This is a genomic window from Guyparkeria hydrothermalis, from assembly GCF_023555375.1.
Lineage (GTDB): Bacteria > Pseudomonadota > Gammaproteobacteria > Halothiobacillales > Halothiobacillaceae > Guyparkeria > Guyparkeria hydrothermalis.
Map to the genome: position 1 here is coordinate 409,073 of NZ_JAJSEE010000001.1, position 16,074 is coordinate 425,146.

General features: G+C 67.6%; 13 protein-coding genes. 5 read left to right on the forward strand and 8 right to left on the reverse strand.

The annotated features are described in order from the left end of the window. Positions 1-14: 14 nt before the first annotated feature. On the reverse strand, positions 15-893 hold the full coding sequence (locus tag LV475_RS01825) for a helix-turn-helix transcriptional regulator (RefSeq protein ID WP_250105642.1): 879 nt from the start codon (positions 891-893) through the stop codon (positions 15-17). Positions 894-1,042: 149 nt separating this feature from the next. Here LV475_RS01825 and LV475_RS01830 point away from each other — a divergent pair, with 149 nt between their 5' ends. Both LV475_RS01830 and LV475_RS01835 read left to right on the forward strand, forming a co-directional pair. After that, positions 1,043-1,357: a hypothetical protein gene (locus LV475_RS01830; RefSeq protein ID WP_156574573.1), complete on the forward strand. Its 315-nt coding sequence runs from the start codon at positions 1,043-1,045 to the stop codon at positions 1,355-1,357. Between the two features lie 133 nt (positions 1,358-1,490). After that, positions 1,491-3,218, forward strand: a complete 1,728-nt coding sequence (locus LV475_RS01835; RefSeq protein ID WP_250105643.1) for a potassium/proton antiporter — start codon at positions 1,491-1,493, stop codon at positions 3,216-3,218. A 55-nt stretch (positions 3,219-3,273) separates the two neighbouring features. Here the strand turns inward: LV475_RS01835 and LV475_RS01840 are convergent, their stop codons facing one another. The 3 genes from LV475_RS01840 to LV475_RS01850 form a co-directional block, all read right to left on the reverse strand. Beyond that, a complete protein-coding gene (locus LV475_RS01840) occupies positions 3,274-3,873 on the reverse strand; it encodes a uracil-DNA glycosylase family protein (RefSeq protein ID WP_250105644.1) in 600 nt (199 codons plus the stop codon). After that, positions 3,863-4,804 carry a histone deacetylase family protein gene (locus tag LV475_RS01845; protein ID WP_250105645.1) on the reverse strand — a complete coding sequence of 314 codons (942 nt, stop codon included), beginning with the start codon at positions 4,802-4,804 and terminating at the stop codon, positions 3,863-3,865. Before LV475_RS01845 ends, LV475_RS01840 begins: the two co-directional genes overlap by 11 nt. 137 nt (positions 4,805-4,941) lie before the next feature. Further along, entirely contained in the window at positions 4,942-5,841 is a 900-nt protein-coding gene (locus LV475_RS01850) for a universal stress protein (RefSeq protein WP_250105646.1), read from the reverse strand. Positions 5,842-5,990: 149 nt separating this feature from the next. On the opposite strand from LV475_RS01850, the gene LV475_RS01855 reads away from it, so the two are divergent. The 3 genes from LV475_RS01855 to LV475_RS01865 are packed head-to-tail and all read left to right on the forward strand — an operon-like array spanning position 5,991 to position 8,268. Continuing rightward, complete coding sequence (locus tag LV475_RS01855) at positions 5,991-7,505, forward strand: DUF1538 domain-containing protein (protein WP_250105716.1); 1,515 nt, start codon at positions 5,991-5,993, stop codon at positions 7,503-7,505. Between the two features lie 15 nt (positions 7,506-7,520). Further along, a complete protein-coding gene (locus LV475_RS01860) occupies positions 7,521-7,868 on the forward strand; it encodes a P-II family nitrogen regulator (RefSeq protein WP_136866308.1) in 348 nt (115 codons plus the stop codon). Further along, positions 7,858-8,268 carry a CBS domain-containing protein gene (locus LV475_RS01865; protein ID WP_136866307.1) on the forward strand — a complete coding sequence of 137 codons (411 nt, stop codon included), beginning with the start codon at positions 7,858-7,860 and terminating at the stop codon, positions 8,266-8,268. Before LV475_RS01860 ends, LV475_RS01865 begins: the two co-directional genes overlap by 11 nt. 89 nt (positions 8,269-8,357) lie before the next feature. Here LV475_RS01865 and LV475_RS01870 read toward each other — a convergent pair whose 3' ends face one another. From LV475_RS01870 to recQ, 4 genes are all read right to left on the reverse strand, one after another. Next, positions 8,358-9,269 (reverse strand): alpha/beta hydrolase, encoded by a 912-nt coding sequence (locus LV475_RS01870; RefSeq protein ID WP_250105647.1) that lies wholly within the window; start codon positions 9,267-9,269, stop codon positions 8,358-8,360. 519 nt (positions 9,270-9,788) lie between these two features. After that, positions 9,789-12,932 (reverse strand): error-prone DNA polymerase, encoded by a 3,144-nt coding sequence (locus LV475_RS01875; RefSeq protein WP_250105648.1) that lies wholly within the window; start codon positions 12,930-12,932, stop codon positions 9,789-9,791. Between the two features lie 90 nt (positions 12,933-13,022). Further along, the gene (locus LV475_RS01880) at positions 13,023-13,655 is read right to left on the reverse strand and encodes an AraC-like ligand-binding domain-containing protein (RefSeq protein WP_250105649.1); all 633 of its coding nucleotides are present in this window, start codon (positions 13,653-13,655) and stop codon (positions 13,023-13,025) included. A 496-nt stretch (positions 13,656-14,151) separates the two neighbouring features. Continuing rightward, positions 14,152-16,002 carry a DNA helicase RecQ gene (gene recQ, locus LV475_RS01885; RefSeq protein ID WP_430886857.1) on the reverse strand — a complete coding sequence of 617 codons (1,851 nt, stop codon included), beginning with the start codon at positions 16,000-16,002 and terminating at the stop codon, positions 14,152-14,154. Positions 16,003-16,074: the final 72 nt, after the last annotated feature.

Below are 16,074 nucleotides of genomic sequence, written 5' to 3' on the forward strand. Positions count from 1 at the left end.
GAGATCTCCCGGCGTCAGTCCCAGCCCTTGCGGTGCGCCACCTCGGGGTTGAGCAGGCAAATCTGCTGGATCAATGGGTCGGGGTGTTCGCGCTCGGGCTCGATCTGCATCAGGCGCAGCAGGTAGGGCAGCAACGCCCGACGCACGCTCACCCGCCGCTCGCCGTCGACCATGCCGTAATCCGCGGCGATCACCGCCTGCTGGGCCGCGGGCAGCTCCGGGTGCACGCCCACGCGCAACACCACCTCCTCGAACCAGTCGCCATCCGCATCGCGCGGTGCGCCCGGTCGATCCGGCAGCGATTCGGCGTTCGCCATCCGCGCCAGTACGAAGTCGCGATATTCCTCGTGCTCGTGACTGAACGCCCTCAGGTGCCAGCGAAAGCCGCTGAACACCAGCGTGTGCGGCGAGAGCTCGATCGGGCGCGGCTCGGGACGCCGCATGGACTGGTAGTCCACCCGCAAGCGATGCCCGTTGCTGGCCGCCGCCGAGACCGCCCGCAGGATGTCGAGATCCAGCTCGCGCTCGAGCGGGCGCAGCAATTCCACGTTCGGCCCGGCCGCCGCCAGTGCGACCACCGGCCGATCCGCCCCCGGCAAGGCGCCCAGCACGTCCAGCAGCTCCGAGGTCCGCCCCGACAACAGCCGCGCGGCGAAGTGTTCGCCCGGCTCGTAATACTTCTGGGAGCGGTTGTAGACGAGGTTGCCCGGGGCGAGCGCCTGGTAGACGGCGAAGTCCTTGGAGGCCTGCGCGCGGCTGATGCCGAAGGTCTCGGTCAGCGCCTGGGTGCGTAGCCAGCCATTGAGCAGCAGGGTGCATTCGAGCAGCTTGAGACGCTGGCGCAGGTCCCACTTGAGGTCGTCGATGGCCGGATCGGGGGCCGGATCAGTCATAAGGGGCGTCGCGATAGTCATGGTTCCCATTCTCCGCCCACCCGACGGTATGTCAATAAAAATGACGCGAGTTTGTTGACACGTCCAAATTGTGTGCATACTATCTGGACATGCCTAGTTTGTAGGCAGTCAACGAAAGGAGCACCGCCATGCAGACCTACCACGACGACGTGATCGATTTCTGGGCCAACATCTTCCGCGCCTGCCGACTGTCGACCACCGGGCTCGACCTGGAGACCTTCCTCGAGGCCCCCGCCCAGCACCTGGAACGACTGGGCCTGTCGGATGCCGTCGAGATGCTCGCCGGCGGCCACCTGCCGCTGCTGCCCGAACAGGCCGCGGTGCGTCGCGAGATCGACGCCCGCTTCCCCCACGCCCCCGCAATCAACCCGGTGCCGCAGTCAGCGGCCACCCGGGCGGGCGCCTTTCTCCCGCCACCGACCTTCCTCGCCACCGCGAGCTGATCACGGCCCTCGCCTCGCCGACGGGGCAATTAGTCTCCGCGGCGTCGCCGGGCCGCATCCGCTGGACGGTCGGGCTCGCGTATAGTTGGGTGACTGTCACCCACGCCCGAACCGAGAGCCTGACCCGAGAGCAATGGACGCGACCAACTCGTTTATCCTGCTCGGCGCCCTGCTGCTGTTCACCAGCATCCTCGCCGGCATGGCCTCGTCGCGGTTCGGCTTCCCGCTGCTGCTGATCTTTCTCGGCGTCGGCATGCTCGCCGGCCAGGACGGCATCGGCGGCGTGCAGTTCGACGACTTCGAAACCGCCTTCCTGATCGGCAACCTCGCGCTGGCGATCATCCTGCTCGATGGCGGCCTGCGCACGCATATCCGCACCTTCCGCGTCGCCCTCAAGCCGGCCCTGTCCCTGGCGACCGTCGGCGTGATGATCACCGCCGGGGCCATGGGCGCGCTGGCCACCTGGCTGATGGGTTTCGACTGGTACTACGGCCTGCTGATGGGGGCGATCATCGGCTCGACCGACGCCGCGGCGGTGTTCTCACTCTTGAAGGGCAGCGGCACCCGACTGAACGAACGGGTCGGCTCCACCCTGGAGATCGAGTCGGGCATCAACGACCCGATGGCGATCTTCCTCACCATCACCCTGCTCGAGGTGATCTCGGCCGGCCAGTCGCTGTTCGACCCATGGATCCTGGTGTTCCTGGTCCAGCAGTTCGGCATCGGCGCGGTACTGGGTGTCGCCTTCGGCTTTGTCCTGCGCGAGGTGCTGCGGCGGATCGAACTGGCCGAGGGGCTATATGCGCTGTTGATCGCCTCGGGGGGCTTGCTGTCGTTCGCGCTGATCAACGAGCTGGGCGGCAGCGGCTTTCTCGGGGTCTATCTCACCGGGCTGGTGATCGGCACGGCGCGCAACCGCGGTACCTTCCACGTGCTGCGCATCATGGACGGACTGGCCTGGCTGGCGCAGGCGGGCATGTTCCTGATCCTGGGGCTGCTGGTGACGCCCACGGCGGTGCTCGACCAGATCGTGCCGGCGCTGATCCTGGCCTTCGCCCTGCTCCTGGTGGCCCGGCCGATCGCGATCTGGATCGGGCTGTGGCCGTTTCACTTCAACTGGCGCGAGACCACCTTTATCGCCTGGGTGGGATTGCGCGGCGCGGTGCCCATCGTGCTGGCGCTGTTCCCGATGATCTACGGCATCCCCGATGCCGAGCGCTTTTTCGAGATCGCCTACGTGGTGGTGATCACCTCGCTGTTGATCCAGGGCAGCACCGTGCCGCTGGCCGCCCGCCTGCTCAAGGTCGAGGTGCCGCCGCTGGCCGAGCCACGCCAGCGCGCCGATCTGAACCTGCCGATCGAACCGCGCCTGGAGATGGTGCAGTTCGTGGTGGGCGAGCACACGGACGCCGACGGCGCCGGCCTCGACCGGCTGCCGTTCGGCGAATCGGTCACGGTCGCCGGCGTGGTGCGCAACCTCGCGTTGCGCAAGGCAGAGCGCGGCTTTCGCTTCCAGGCCGGCGATATCGTGCTGACCATCATCCCCGAAGACATGATCAACGACCTCAACCGCTTCTTCACCGGCGAACGGCGCAAGAAGGCGGCGCTCGCCGAGCAGACGTTCTTCGGTGCCTTCTCGCTGCGTGGCGGGGCGCGGATCGCCGATCTCGCCCAGGTCTACGGCATCCAACCGCCCGAGGCGTTGCAGGAGGCGACCCTCGACGAGGCGATCAAGTCGCTGTTGCGCAACCCGCCGGTCGTGGGCGATTCGGTGGATCTCGATCGCGTCAGCCTGACCGTGCGCGAGATGGAGGGACCCACGATCACCCAGGTAGGTCTCAAGTTCCGCGAGGAGGGTTGATCACCCGGACTTGCTCACCCGGGAATCTCGCCCAGCACATCTCAGCCGGGACATCTCACCCGGGCTCGAGCAGCCGCGCGACCCGCTCGCGCAGGGCCGGGACCACCTCGGCCTCGAACCAGGGGTTGTTGCGTAGCCAGCGATTGTTGCGCGGACTGGGATGCGGCAGGGGAAAATGTGTCGGGGCAAGCCGGCGCCAGTCGGCGACGACGTCGGTCAGTCGCTGACCGCCCTTGAGCCCGAGGTGCCAGGCCAGCGCGTAGCGGCCGATCACGACCGTGGTTTCCACCTCCGGCATGGCCGCCAGCAACGGCCGACGCCAGGTCGGGGCGCACTCGGGTCGCGGTGGCAGGTCCCCGCCCCGGCCGGTGCCGGGAAAGCAGAAGCCCATCGGCACGATGGCGATCGCCGGGTGGTGGTAGAAGGTCTCGCGGTCGATCCCGAGCCAGTCGCGCAGCCGGTCGCCGCTGGGGTCGTTGAACGGCAGGCCGGTCTCATGCACCCGTCGTCCCGGTGCCTGGGCGGCGATCAGCAGGCGGGCCTCACGGTGGGCGATGAACACCGGCCGCGGCCCCAGCGGCAGATCCGCCTCGCACAGCCGGCAGGCGCGAATCTCCGCCTCGAGTTGCTCGAGCGCGACCGGCTCAGCCGGCATCCCCGTCCAGGGCCTTGAGGTGGGCGAGCACCGAATCTTCCAGCCCCTCGAGATCGTAGCCACCCTCCAGCAGGGACACCACCGGCAGGTCGTCCCCGCCGGCCGCGGCGATCACCTCGCGGGTGATCCAGGCAAAGTCCTCGTCCTCGAGGATCCAGCCGCCCAGTGGATCGTTCTTGTGGGCGTCGAAACCCGCGGAGAACAGCAGCAGCTGCGGGCGGAACTCGCGCAGCGTCTCGAACCAGACCGAGTCGCGCACGCCCTGTCGGAACGCCTTGCCGTCGGTCATGTTGGGCAGGCCGATCGGGAAGCAGTTGTCGGCGATCGGCGGGATGCCCGCATACGGGTAGTACGGGTGCTGGAAGATCGAGAAGAAGCGCACCGCGTCGCTGTTGGCCACGATCTCCTCGGTGCCGTCGCCGTGGTGGACATCGAAATCGACGATCGCCACCCGCTCGAGGCCATGGTGGCGGATGGCGTAGTAGGCGGCGATCGAGACGTTGTTGAATACGCAGAACCCGCGCGGCTGGCAGGGCCCGGCATGATGGCCCGGCGGGCGGGTGGCGAGAAAGGCCCGGCGCTCGGGCCCCGGCAACACGGCATCGACCGCCGCCTTGGCCGCGCCCACCACCCGCCGACTGGCCTCGATGGTGTACTCGTTGAGCGAGGTATCGCCGTCGACCCGCAACGCCTGGAAATCGTCGCCTGTTGGCGCCTGGCTGAAGATCGCCTCGACGTAGCGCGGGTCATGGGCCAGCTCGTAGTCGCTCTTGTCGCCCAACGGGGCCTCGACCCGCGTGTGCCGATCGGCCGGAAAGCGGTCGATGGCCGCCATCACGGCGTCCAGGCGCTCGGGGCGCTCCGGGTGCGGCAGCATGACGTCGTTCTCGTTTACGTGCTTCCAGCAGACCGGGTGGCTGTAGATCAGCATGAGGATTCCTCGTCGACGGGTGGGCGGGCATCGGTCAAATCAAGCACCCGACCCGGCCGTTGTAAAGGAAATCCCGCGGGTATCGAGTGCCTTAACTACCGATTGGGCTACCCATTGCGCACCGATTGGGCCACCGATCAGCCCGTCGTGCCGCCGGCCCGCACGGTCAGCACGTCGCCCTTGGACTCGCGCAGGATGTGCTGGGCGACGCTGCCGAGCAGCAGGTGCCGCAGGCCGGTCTCGCCCTGCGTGCCACAGACGGTCAGGTCGGCGTGGGCATTCACCGCGGCATCGACCACGGCGGTACCGGGGTGGCCGGCGATGATGCGGTAGTCGGGCTCGTGGTCGCTGCTCACACCCACCTCGTGGGCAAATTCGCGCAGCCGGTCGTGCAACGCCTGCTCCTGTTCGTCGCGCAGGCGCTCGTAGGTGTCCGCATCGAGGTAGGTCTCGAACCAGGTCTCGTAGGCATGCACCAGGGTGAACTGCGCCCGCGGCGCCCAGGCCAATGCCGCAGCCAGGGCCGCCCGGCTGGATTCGGAGAAGTCCACCGCCACCACCACCTTCTGGTAGCTGTGGGTGGGCTCGACCCGCGCAACCAGCACCGGCACGTTGCCGGCCCGCACCACCTTCTCCGCGGTGGTGCCGATGAACCAGTCGCGCACCGCGTGTCGACCGTGCGCCCCCACCACGATCAGGCTCGCCTCCATGGACGCCGCCATCTCGCTGGCCACCGCGGCCGGCTTGCCCAGGCGCGCCTGGACGTCCGACTCGGGCAGCTCGATGGCCAGCTGCCCCGCCGCGTCCTTGAGTTGCGACTGCAACCCGGCCAGGGCCTCGCGCAACAGTTCGGCACGCAGGTCGTCCGGGTCGAGGTCCCGACTCTTGACCACCCACCACAGCGGTTCCTCCTGGATGACGTGCAGTGCGGTCAAGGGACAGCCACGACGCGCGGCCAACTGCATCGCACGGGTAACCGCGACCTCGCTGGCACCGGAGAGGTCACTGGCAATCAGGATAGGGCAGGACTCGGCCATGGGTCGCTCCTTGAGTCGGCGATGGGTGTCGGCAATGGCGATGATTGGAAGGTACCATCAGTCGTCATCAGCGTCATGGCGAGCGTTTGGCGTCGCGACGGCGGTGCTCACCACCTCGAGGAGCAGTCACGGTTTTGCGCGAGCTCACGATGTTCTGGCACACCCTGCTGCACGCCGGCCGCAACCTGCTGCCGATCGTGCTGGTGGTCGCCGCGTTCCAGCTGTTCGTGCTCCAGTCCGTGCCCGAGGGGCTGACCGGCATCCTGATCGGTTTAGGGGTTGTGGTCGTTGGCGTGGCGCTGTTCCTTCAGGGCCTGGAGATGGGCATCTTCCCGATCGGCAAGAGCCTGTCGAACGCCTTTGCCCGGCGCGGTTCCCTGCCCCTGCTGCTGGGCTTCGGCTTTGCCTTCGGTTTTGCGGCGGTGATCGCCGAGCCGGCCCTGATCGCGGTGGCCGAGCAGGCACAGACCATCAGCCAGGGACACATCGATGCCCTGACCCTGCGACTGATCATCGCCACCTCCGTGGGGCTGGTGGTCGCCCTGGGGGTGCTGCGTACCCTGCTCGGCTGGCCGATCCACTGGTTCATGATCGGCGGCTACATTGCGGTGGTTTCCGTCACCTGGTTCGCCCCGCCCGAGATCGTCGGGCTCGCCTACGACTCGGGCGGCGTGACCACCAACATCGTCACCGTGCCGTTGATCGCCGCGCTGGGCATGGGGCTGGCCGCCTCGATCAGTGGCCGCAACGTGCTCTCCGACGGCTTCGGCCTGGTGGCACTGGCCGTGATGGTGCCCATGATCACCGTGCAGGCCTACGGCATCTGGGTCTTCGAGATCGTCGGGGTCGACCCGGGTGCCGACTCGCTGGACATGGCCGCACAAGCCGATGCCAAACAGGCCAATCTCGATCCGATGGGCATCCTGATGGGGCTGTTGGTCACGCTGCGCGACGTGCTGCCGATCATCGCCGCCGTGCTGTTCTTCCAGCTGGTGATCCTGCGCCAGCGCATCCCGCATCTCAAGCGCGTGGTGGTCGGCTTTCTGCTGGTGATCCTGGGGCTGTATGCCTTTGTCGTCGGCCTCAAGCTGGGGTTGTTCCCTATCGGCGAGCGCATGGCCGACCAGCTGATCGCCCGCGACAACGTGATTTTCCTCTACCTGTTCGCCTTCGCCATCGGCTTTGCCACCACCATGGCCGAGCCGGCATTGATCGCGATCGGCGACCAGGCCGAACAGGCCGCCCAGGGGCAGATCCGTGCCAGCGTGATCCGGCTGCTCGTGGCCGTGGGGGTGGCAATCGGCATCACCATCGGCGTGCACCGCATACTGGCGGGGGATTCGATCCACCATTACGTGATCGGCGGTTACGCGCTGGTGATCGCGCTGACGGTCATCGCGCCGCGCTACATCGTGGCGCTGGCCTATGATCTCGGCGGGGTGACCACCTCGGAGGTGACCGTGCCGCTGGTGACCGCGCTGGGCATTGGCCTTGCCACCCAGATCGAGGGGCGCGACGCGCTGATGGACGGTTTTGGCCTGATCGCCTTTGCCTCGATCTTCCCGATCGTGACCGTGCTCGGCTACGCCATATTCGCCGATCTTGCCAACCGCTGGCTGGCAAACCGGCCCACGCGCCGGCCACCGAACGACACATCGACTTAAAGAGGACGAACCGCGATGAGATTTTCCGTACTGGTCGCCATTCTCGCCGAGGACATGGAGGAGAAGGCCATCGAGGTGGCCAAAGCCGCCGGTGCCGGCGGGGTTACCCTGCTCGATGCGCGCGGTATCGGCGCCGAGGAGAAGAAGACCTTCTTCGGCCTGACCTACGAGGGCAGCCAGTCGGTGCTGCTGTTCGTGCTCGAACGCTCGCTGTCGCTCAAGGTGATGAAGGCGCTGACCCGGGAACTCGAGCTGACCGAACACTCGCGCGGCGTGGTGTTCACCCTGCCGCTGGAGCACATCGCCGGCATCGAGAACCGGCAGGTAGAACGATTCCAGGAGAACCTGAAAGATGACCTCTGAAACCCGCCCCCGACTCGTCGGTGACGTCATGGTCCGCGAGGTGGCGACCATCTCGCCGCTGGCCACCCTGCGCGATGCCCTGCGCCAGATGCGCCAACGGCAGGTGAAATCCCTGGTGGTCGAGAAGGCCCACGAGCACGACGCCTACGGGATCCTGACCTACACCTCGATCCTGCGGACCATCGTCGCCGAGGAAGGCGACATCGATCTCGCCAACGTCTATGACGTGATGAGCAAGCCGGCCATTTCGGTGCCCGAGGGCATGGAGATCAAGTACGCCGCGCGCCTGATGGTCTCCCAGTCGATCCGACGGGTGATCGTGCTTCGGGGCGACACGCTGGTCGGCATCGTCACCATGAGCGACATCGTCGAGTCGATCATGGAACTGGCCGAGCGCTGACACATGGACGAATAAACGAGAAAGGCGGACCCGTCCGGGCCCGCCTTTTTTGTTTCCACCCGGCCCGGTCAGGCCGGTTCAACCTCGGCTTACTGCCAACCGATGAACGCGGTGGCGGCATCGGCCGCGTCGTAGAGGAACAGGTCACGGAACATGTGATCCGCACCGGAGACGACCGTCATCTCGATGTGATCGTCCTCGACCCGCTCTCCCATCTTCTCCTCGAGGTCGGTGACCGTGTCATCGGCGCCGGCGACCACGACCAGGGTCTCGATCGAGGTTTCACCCAGCACGGTGGGCGTGTTCATCCGCGGGTCCTCGCGGTAGTAGCTGACCACGCTCGAGGCGGCGGCACGGGTGTCCGGGCAGTAGATGAAATCCATTTCCATGATCTCGTCGCCACGGCCCTCGTCGACCAGGGCCTCGGCCTTCTCCAGCAGCGGGCCGAGCTCGGTGTCGTAGTTCGACTGGTAGTCCTTGGCGTAGTAGCCCTCGGACCAGGTCTGCGGGGCGAGCAGCACGGCCTTCTCGACCATCGGGTCGGCCTGGTCGGCGAGGTAGCGAGCCACCTGGTTGCCGCCACGCGAGTGACCCATCACGGCCAGCCGCTCGGCGCCCTCGCCCTTGAGCCACTCGACCCAGGCGGCGATCTCGTCGACGGCATCCTCGTGCTTGTGACGATGGGTGGAATCGCAGTCGTACATGCCTTCACGGGCGTCCTGGCCGAGGCTCAGGTTGATGGCCAGCGAGTTGTAGCCGGCGTCCCGCAGCAATTCCTGCATGCTGCGCATGATCTCCATCTCGCCGTGGGCGAGCGTGCCGTGCACCATGAGCACCACGCCCTCCTCGACCGAGCTGCCGGGCGCCATTTCCATGTGCCCGATCAGGGTCATGTCGTCATGCTCGAGCTCGACGCGATCGGCCGCTTGAGCCAGGCCGAACGCGCCGACCAACGGCAGGCAGAGCACCGCGGCGGCGATGCGTTTCATCAGGTTTTTCATTGTTATCTCCCCTTGGTGGATTTAGGTCATCCGGCGACCGAGTGTAGTCCGGGCGCCAGGTCATGCCCAGCAATCAAGCCGGCTAAATGATTCGTGGGCTAATGGATTCACGGGTCGAGGATGACGGCCCTGCCGCCAACGGGCACTCGACTGAAGGCCGTGACGTGACGCGCGTGGTTCAGGCAGACAAAAAAATGGGCAGGTCGCTCCGCGTGGGAACAGACCTGCCCGCAAAACTCACCGCAGGAGGAGTCGATGAAAACGAAGAGACATCTCAACGCGACTCACCGGCTATGACCGGGACGAGATTCAGGAGTTCCCCGGGTCTCGGTGAATCGGTTGCATGGGCGCATGCCTGGGACGTGTCTGGGGTTGGGTCGACTCGATCGCCCCGCACCGTCTCCTCGTCTTCATTTGACGAGGTCAGTATAGCGCCTCGTTATGCAAATACAAACGTTTCGCATTACCTTTTGCGTAGGGAGTTGAGAGCCGGTGCCGATCAGACCCAATGTCAGTCGATTAGTGAAAGTCGCGTGAGCGCGTGGGCAGCTCGCCCAGCCACTCGCTGTGATCGACCAGCATGCGCGCGACGAGGTGGGCGACCCCCTCGCGCTGCTGCCACTGGCCGCGCACCTCCAGCAGCCGGGCATTGACCACCACCTGGCGGTACTCGGCGACGCGATCTGGCCAGACGATCACGTTGACCGTGCCGACCTCGTCCTCGAGCGTGAGGAACACCGTGCCCTTGGCCGTGCCGGGGCGCTGGCGCATGGTCACCAACCCGCAATAGCGCGTGTGCGCGCCGTCGTGGCGGGTCTTGAGCTCGTCGCTGCGTCGCAGGCGCAATCGTCGCAGCCGCTCGCGCAGCAGGCCCAGCGGGTGGCCGTTCAGGGACAGGCCCAGCCGCCGGTAGTCGGCGACGATGGTCTCGGCGCGGTTCGGCGCGGGCAGGTCGATGGCCGAGTCCGCCACCGGTCGGTCGGCAGGCAGGCCGGCCTCAAGCTCCATGTCCGCGGGGATGCCACTGGCCGACCACTGCGCCGCGTAGCGATTGGCCTCCAGTGCGGCAAAGGCCCCGGCGTGGGCCAGCGCGCGCCGATCGCGGGCATCCAGGCGGGCGCGTCGCACACAGTCGGCCACGTCGCGAAAGGGCATCTCGTCGCGCGCGGCCAGCAACCGCTCGATGCCGGCCGCGGAGAGTCCGTGGATGCGTCCCAGGCCCAGGCGCAGGGCGTGGGTCTCGACGGCCCCCCCCTTCCCGGCCCGTGATTCATCTCCCCGAGCTTCCAGCGTGCTCTCGTCCCGACTTGCCACCACGCAGGGCGGGCGCACCACCACCCCGTGACGGCGAGCGTCCTGCACCAGTTGCGACGGGCCGTAGAAGCCCATCGGCTGGCTGTTCAGGAGCGCACAGTAGAAGGCGACCGGCTCGTGGCATTTCAACCAGGCCGAGGCGTAGGCGATCACGGCGAAACTTGCCGAGTGCGACTCGGGAAAGCCGTACTCGCCGAAACCGAGGATCTGGCGATAGACGCGATCGGCGAACTCGGGCGCAAAGCCGCGCGCGGTCATGCCGTCATAGAGCTTCTTGCGAAAGTCCTCGAGCGTGCCGCGCTTGCGCCACGCCCCCAGTGCCCGGCGCAACTGGTCGGCCTCGCCGGCGGAAAACCCCGCGGCCACCATGGCCAGCTCGATCACCTGTTCCTGGAAGATCGGCACGCCCAGCGTGCGGCCCAGCACCCGCCGGATGGCCTCGTTGGGGTATTCCTCGCGCTCGAGCCCCTGGCGGCGCTTGAGGTAGGGGTGGACCATCTCGCCCTGGATCGGCCCGGGCCGGACGATGGCGATCTCGATCACCAGGTCGTAGAACGAGCGCGGCTTGAGGCGCGGCAACATGCTCATCTGCGCGCGCGACTCGATCTGGAACACGCCGACCGTGTCCGCCCGGCTGATCATCTCGAAGGTGGCCGGGTCCTCGCGCGGGATCGACCACAGCGCCAGCTCGCGGTGGCGGTGATGATTGACCAGTTCCAGCGCCCGGCGCACCGCCGAGAGCATGCCCAGCGCCAGTACGTCGATCTTCATCAGACCGACGGCATCCAGATCGTCCTTGTCCCACTGGATAACCGTGCGATCGGCCATCGAGGCGTTCTCCACCGGCACCAGATCGGCCAGTTGCCCGCGGGCGATGACGAAGCCGCCGACGTGCTGCGACAGATGCCGCGGCATGCCGGTCAATTGCCGGGCGATCGACAGCCACCAGCGAATCTGGCGGAGGTTTCCATCGACGCCGGCCGCCGCCAGATTCTCGTCGCTGACCTCGCGGTCCCACCAGGCCAGTTGCTCGTTGACGCGCTCGGTGAGGTCCTCGCCCACGCCCAGCGCGCGGGCGGCGTCGCGCAGCGCGGACTTGCGCCGGTAGCGGATCACGGTGGCCGCCAGCGCGGCGCGGTCGCGCCCGTAGCGTCGGTAGAGGTATTGCATCACCTCCTCGCGGCGGTGGTGCTCGAAATCGACGTCGATGTCCGGCGGCTCGGCCCGTTCCCTGGAGATGAAGCGCTCGAACAGCATCGAGGACTCGGCCGGGTTGACCGCGGTGATGCCGAGCGCGAAGCACACCGCCGAATTGGCCGCCGAGCCGCGCCCCTGGCAGAGGATCCCGCGCGAGCGGGCAAAGCGCACGATGTCGTGCACGGTGAGAAAGTACGGCTCGAAGGCCATCGCCTCGATGATGCCGAGCTCGCGCTCGATCTGGGCGGACACGCGTTCGGGGATGCCCTCGGGCCAGCGCACGGCCGCCCCCTCGAGGGTCAGGCGGCGTAGCTGTTCGGCGCCGGTCACCCCGTCGGGGATGTCGTCGAGCGGGTACTCGTAGGAGAGCTCGTCGAGCGAGAAGTGGCAGGAGTCGGCGAGACGCAGCGCCTCGGCGCGCCACTCGGCCGGGAAGAGCGAAGCGAGCGCGGCGACCGGGCGCAGGTGGCGCTCGGCGTTCGACGGCAAGCGGTCGGCCGCCTCCATCACGGTGACGCGATGGCGCAGGGCCGTGACCACGTCGAGCAGCGGCTTTTCCTCGCGTTCGGCCATCAGCGTGTCGCCCAGCGCGGTGATCGGCAGGCCATGGGCCGTGGCCCACGCCCGGGCGTGGGCCACCCGATGCCCGTCCAGCCCGTCAAGCCACGCGACCACGCCCAGCCACGGGCGGATACCACCGGCGAGCAGCCAGTTCGGCGAGCGGCTCTCGCCGGCCGGCACCTGCCAGATCACCCGCACCCCGGCGCCCATGTCATCCACCGGGCCATCCACCAGGCCCTCCAACACGTCCGCCCGCTCGAGCCGGTACTCACCCTTGGCCGCCGCGCGCCGCCCGCGGGTGATCAGCTGGCTGATCGCGGCGTAACCCGCCCGGCTCGCGGCGAGCAGTACCAGCTCGTCCCCTTCCTCGAGCACCAGACGCGTACCGATGATCAGTCGCGGGCGCCCGGCCTCCGGCAACGCCCGCCAGCCCTGCAGGGCACGCACCACCCCGGCCAGCGAACACTCGTCGCAGATGGCGATGGCGGCATAGCCACGCTCGGCCGCCACCGCCACCAGCCGCTCGGGGTCCGGCGTGGCGGCGAGGAAGCTGAAATTGGAGCGGGCGGACAGCTCGGCATGGGCGTTCATGCCGATACTGTATATTTACACATCATTTGTGCAAGCCGCTCGACCAGGGGGCGCCGGGGGACGACGCCGGGCGGCCGGACGGAAAACGGCTCAGTCGCCGCGGCGGGCCCAGTCGAGCAGGGTGTCGTGGACCGCTCGCAACGGTGCCGGATCGGATCGGCCCGTCGCCCCTCGCTGTGCCGGCTCGGGGCGGGTGCCCGAGGGCTGCTCGCCGAGATCACCCGACGCCCGGGGCTCGACTGACTGGCCGATGGTGTCGTCGATTGCGGCACGCAGCACATCAAGGATCGTCGACTGCAGGGCCTCGATATCGTCACCGGCCAGCTCGGCCAGTCGCGCCTGGAGGGACTCGAACTGGGCCGCCAGCCGCCGTGTCGAGGGCAACTCGTGGCGCAACACCTGTCCGTGCAGGTCGGCGGGCAGCCGGTCGATCGCGGCGTGGGGAATGATCAGGGTGATGATTTCGCCGCTCGACGTGCGCAGGACCGAGGATTCGCGCACGTCGAGGATCAGGATGTCGCCCGGGCGCACGTAGACACCGCGGCCGGCGCATTCACCGTGCAGCGATCCGCGGACATAGAGCTGGATGAAGTAGTGATCGAACGCGGCTTCGGCGTCACGGGCCTTGCGCCGGGCGTAGGAATGGGGGTTGAAGCGGATACGACAGGTCGCCCAGTTGTCCAGCAGATCGCACTCGATCTCCCCGTCCATCGTCTTGTCCACCAAGGGAAGCCCCACCGGAATCCGATGCCCCTCTGGCGTGTCGAGGTCACCGTGATCAAGGCGCGGCGACGCAGGCGTGCCGGTGGCCACGGCAAGACGCCGCAACGCCGAGCACGGGGACCTCGACATGCCCCGAAGGGCGCCCCTTGAGTCGGCCATCTGCTGCGTTGCCGTCCTTGGAAAGGGAATTACCCTTTCACGGCGGACGGTCGCCTTGCATCTAACCGACTCAAGGGGCGCAGAGGGGCATCGGATCCCGGTGGGGCTTCCCCGGGCACGACGTGATCAAAAAAAGATCCGGCAATCGCGTTCCAGGCGGCATTGCGCTCCTCCGGCGGCAGATCGGCCGTGCGGAACACCCCTCGTCGTGGAGGATTGACGGGCTTGGGCTGGTCTGCGGCTGACACGCACTTGCCCCCTGATCACGGTTCAAGACAAGTCAGCAATCATCTCGGCAAATGCCGGTGAATTCAACCGGTTGCTTCAGCAATGTCGCTCAGCCGGCGTGCGCCTGCAGGATGCGCAGGAAACCCTCGCCGTATTTCTCCAGCTTGTGCTCGCCCACACCGGAGACCGCGGCCATCTCGTCGAGCTGGGTCGGCCGGATCTCGAGCATGTGCTTGAGCGTGGCGTCGCTGAACACCATGTAGGGCGGAATGCCCTGCTCTTCGGACAAGCGCTTGCGGTGGGCGCGCAGCGAGTCCCAGAGCGGCTCGTCTTCCGTCGGCACCGGCGCACTGCCCGGCTTGGCCCCGCGCCGGCCCGCCGTGCGCTTTTTCTCCGGACGCAGATGCAGGGTTTCCTCGCCGTGCAGCACGGCACGGGCACTCGGGTCGAGGCGCAACCCGCCGTGGCCCTCGGCGTCGACGGCGATCAGGCCGCGCGCGATCAACTGGCGAAACAGGCCACGCCAGCCCGTCGCCGACAACTCGCCACCGATACCGAAGGTGGAAATCTGGTCGTGGCCGAAGCGGCGCATGCGATCGTCCGCCTCGCCGCACAGCACGGAAACCAGGTAGTTCACGCCGAAGCGCTGCCCGGTGCGGTGGATGCAGGACAGTGCCTTCTGCGCCGCCTCGGTGGCATCCCAGGTCTCGGGCGGCTCGAGGCAGTTGTCGCAATTGCCGCAGGGCTCGGCCAGCGTCTCGCCGAAATAGCCCAGCAGAGACTGGCGCCGGCAGCGGGTCTCTTCGGTCAGGCCGAGCATGGCGTCGAGCTTGGCGCGCTCGATGCGCTTGATGCGCTCGTCGGCCTCGGAGCCGGCCATCATCTGACGCAGGGTGAGCACGTCCTGCAGGCCGTAGTCCATCCAGGCATCCGCCGGCAGCCCGTCACGCCCCGCCCGACCGGTCTCCTGGTAGTAGGCCTCGATGCTCTTGGGCAGGTTGAGGTGCGCAACGAAACGCACGTCGGGCTTGTCGATGCCCATGCCGAAGGCGATGGTCGCGACCACGATCACGCCCTCCTCGGCAAGAAAGCGCTCCTGGACCTCGCGGCGGTGCTCGGCGGACAGCCCGGCGTGATACGGCAGGGCGACCAGGCCCTGCGCCGTCAGCCACTCGGCGGTCTGCTCGACCTTCTTTCGCGACAGGCAATAGACGATGCCCGCCTCGCCGGCGTGCTCCTCGCGGATAAAGCGCAACAACCGATCGCGGCTGCCGCCGCTGCCCTGGCTGATGCGATAGCGGATATTGGGCCGGTCGAAGCCGGAGACGAAGCGCCGCGCGTTGGTGAGCCGCAGCCGGTTGACGATTTCCTCGCGGGTCGCCTCGTCGGCCGTGGCCGTCAGGGCGATACGCGGCACGGTAGGGAAGTGGTCGGCCAGCTCGCCCAGGCGGATGTACTCGGGACGGAAGTCGTGGCCCCACTGCGAGACGCAGTGCGCCTCGTCGATCGCGATCAGGTTGATCGGCAGGCCCGCCAATCGCTCCAGCGCGGCCGGGGTCATCAATCGCTCGGGGGCCAAATAGAGCAGGTCCAGCTCGCCGGCGTGCAACTGCCGGATCACCTCCCGGGATTGTTCCGCCGAAAGGCTGGAGTTCAGGAACGCCGCGGCCACACCCAACTGGCGCAGCGCGGCGACCTGGTCCTGCATCAGCGCGATCAGCGGCGAGACCACGATCGCCGTGCCGGGGCTCGACAAGGCCGGCACCTGGTAGCACAGCGACTTGCCGCCGCCGGTGGGCATCAGGACCAGGGCGTCGCGGCCCGAGGTGACCGTCTCGATCACCTCGCCCTGCGGCGGGCGGAAGTCCTGGTAACCGAAGACGCTGTTGAGTATCTCGTGGGGGCTTTTCGACATGGCGGGTATTGGGCCAGATTCGGCCCCGGAAGGGAACCGCACCATCCCGGGTGACCGCCCCGCATGCCCGAGCGCGGGGCTCGGGAAATGGACGAAGCCGCGTCGGTCGGCTAACGT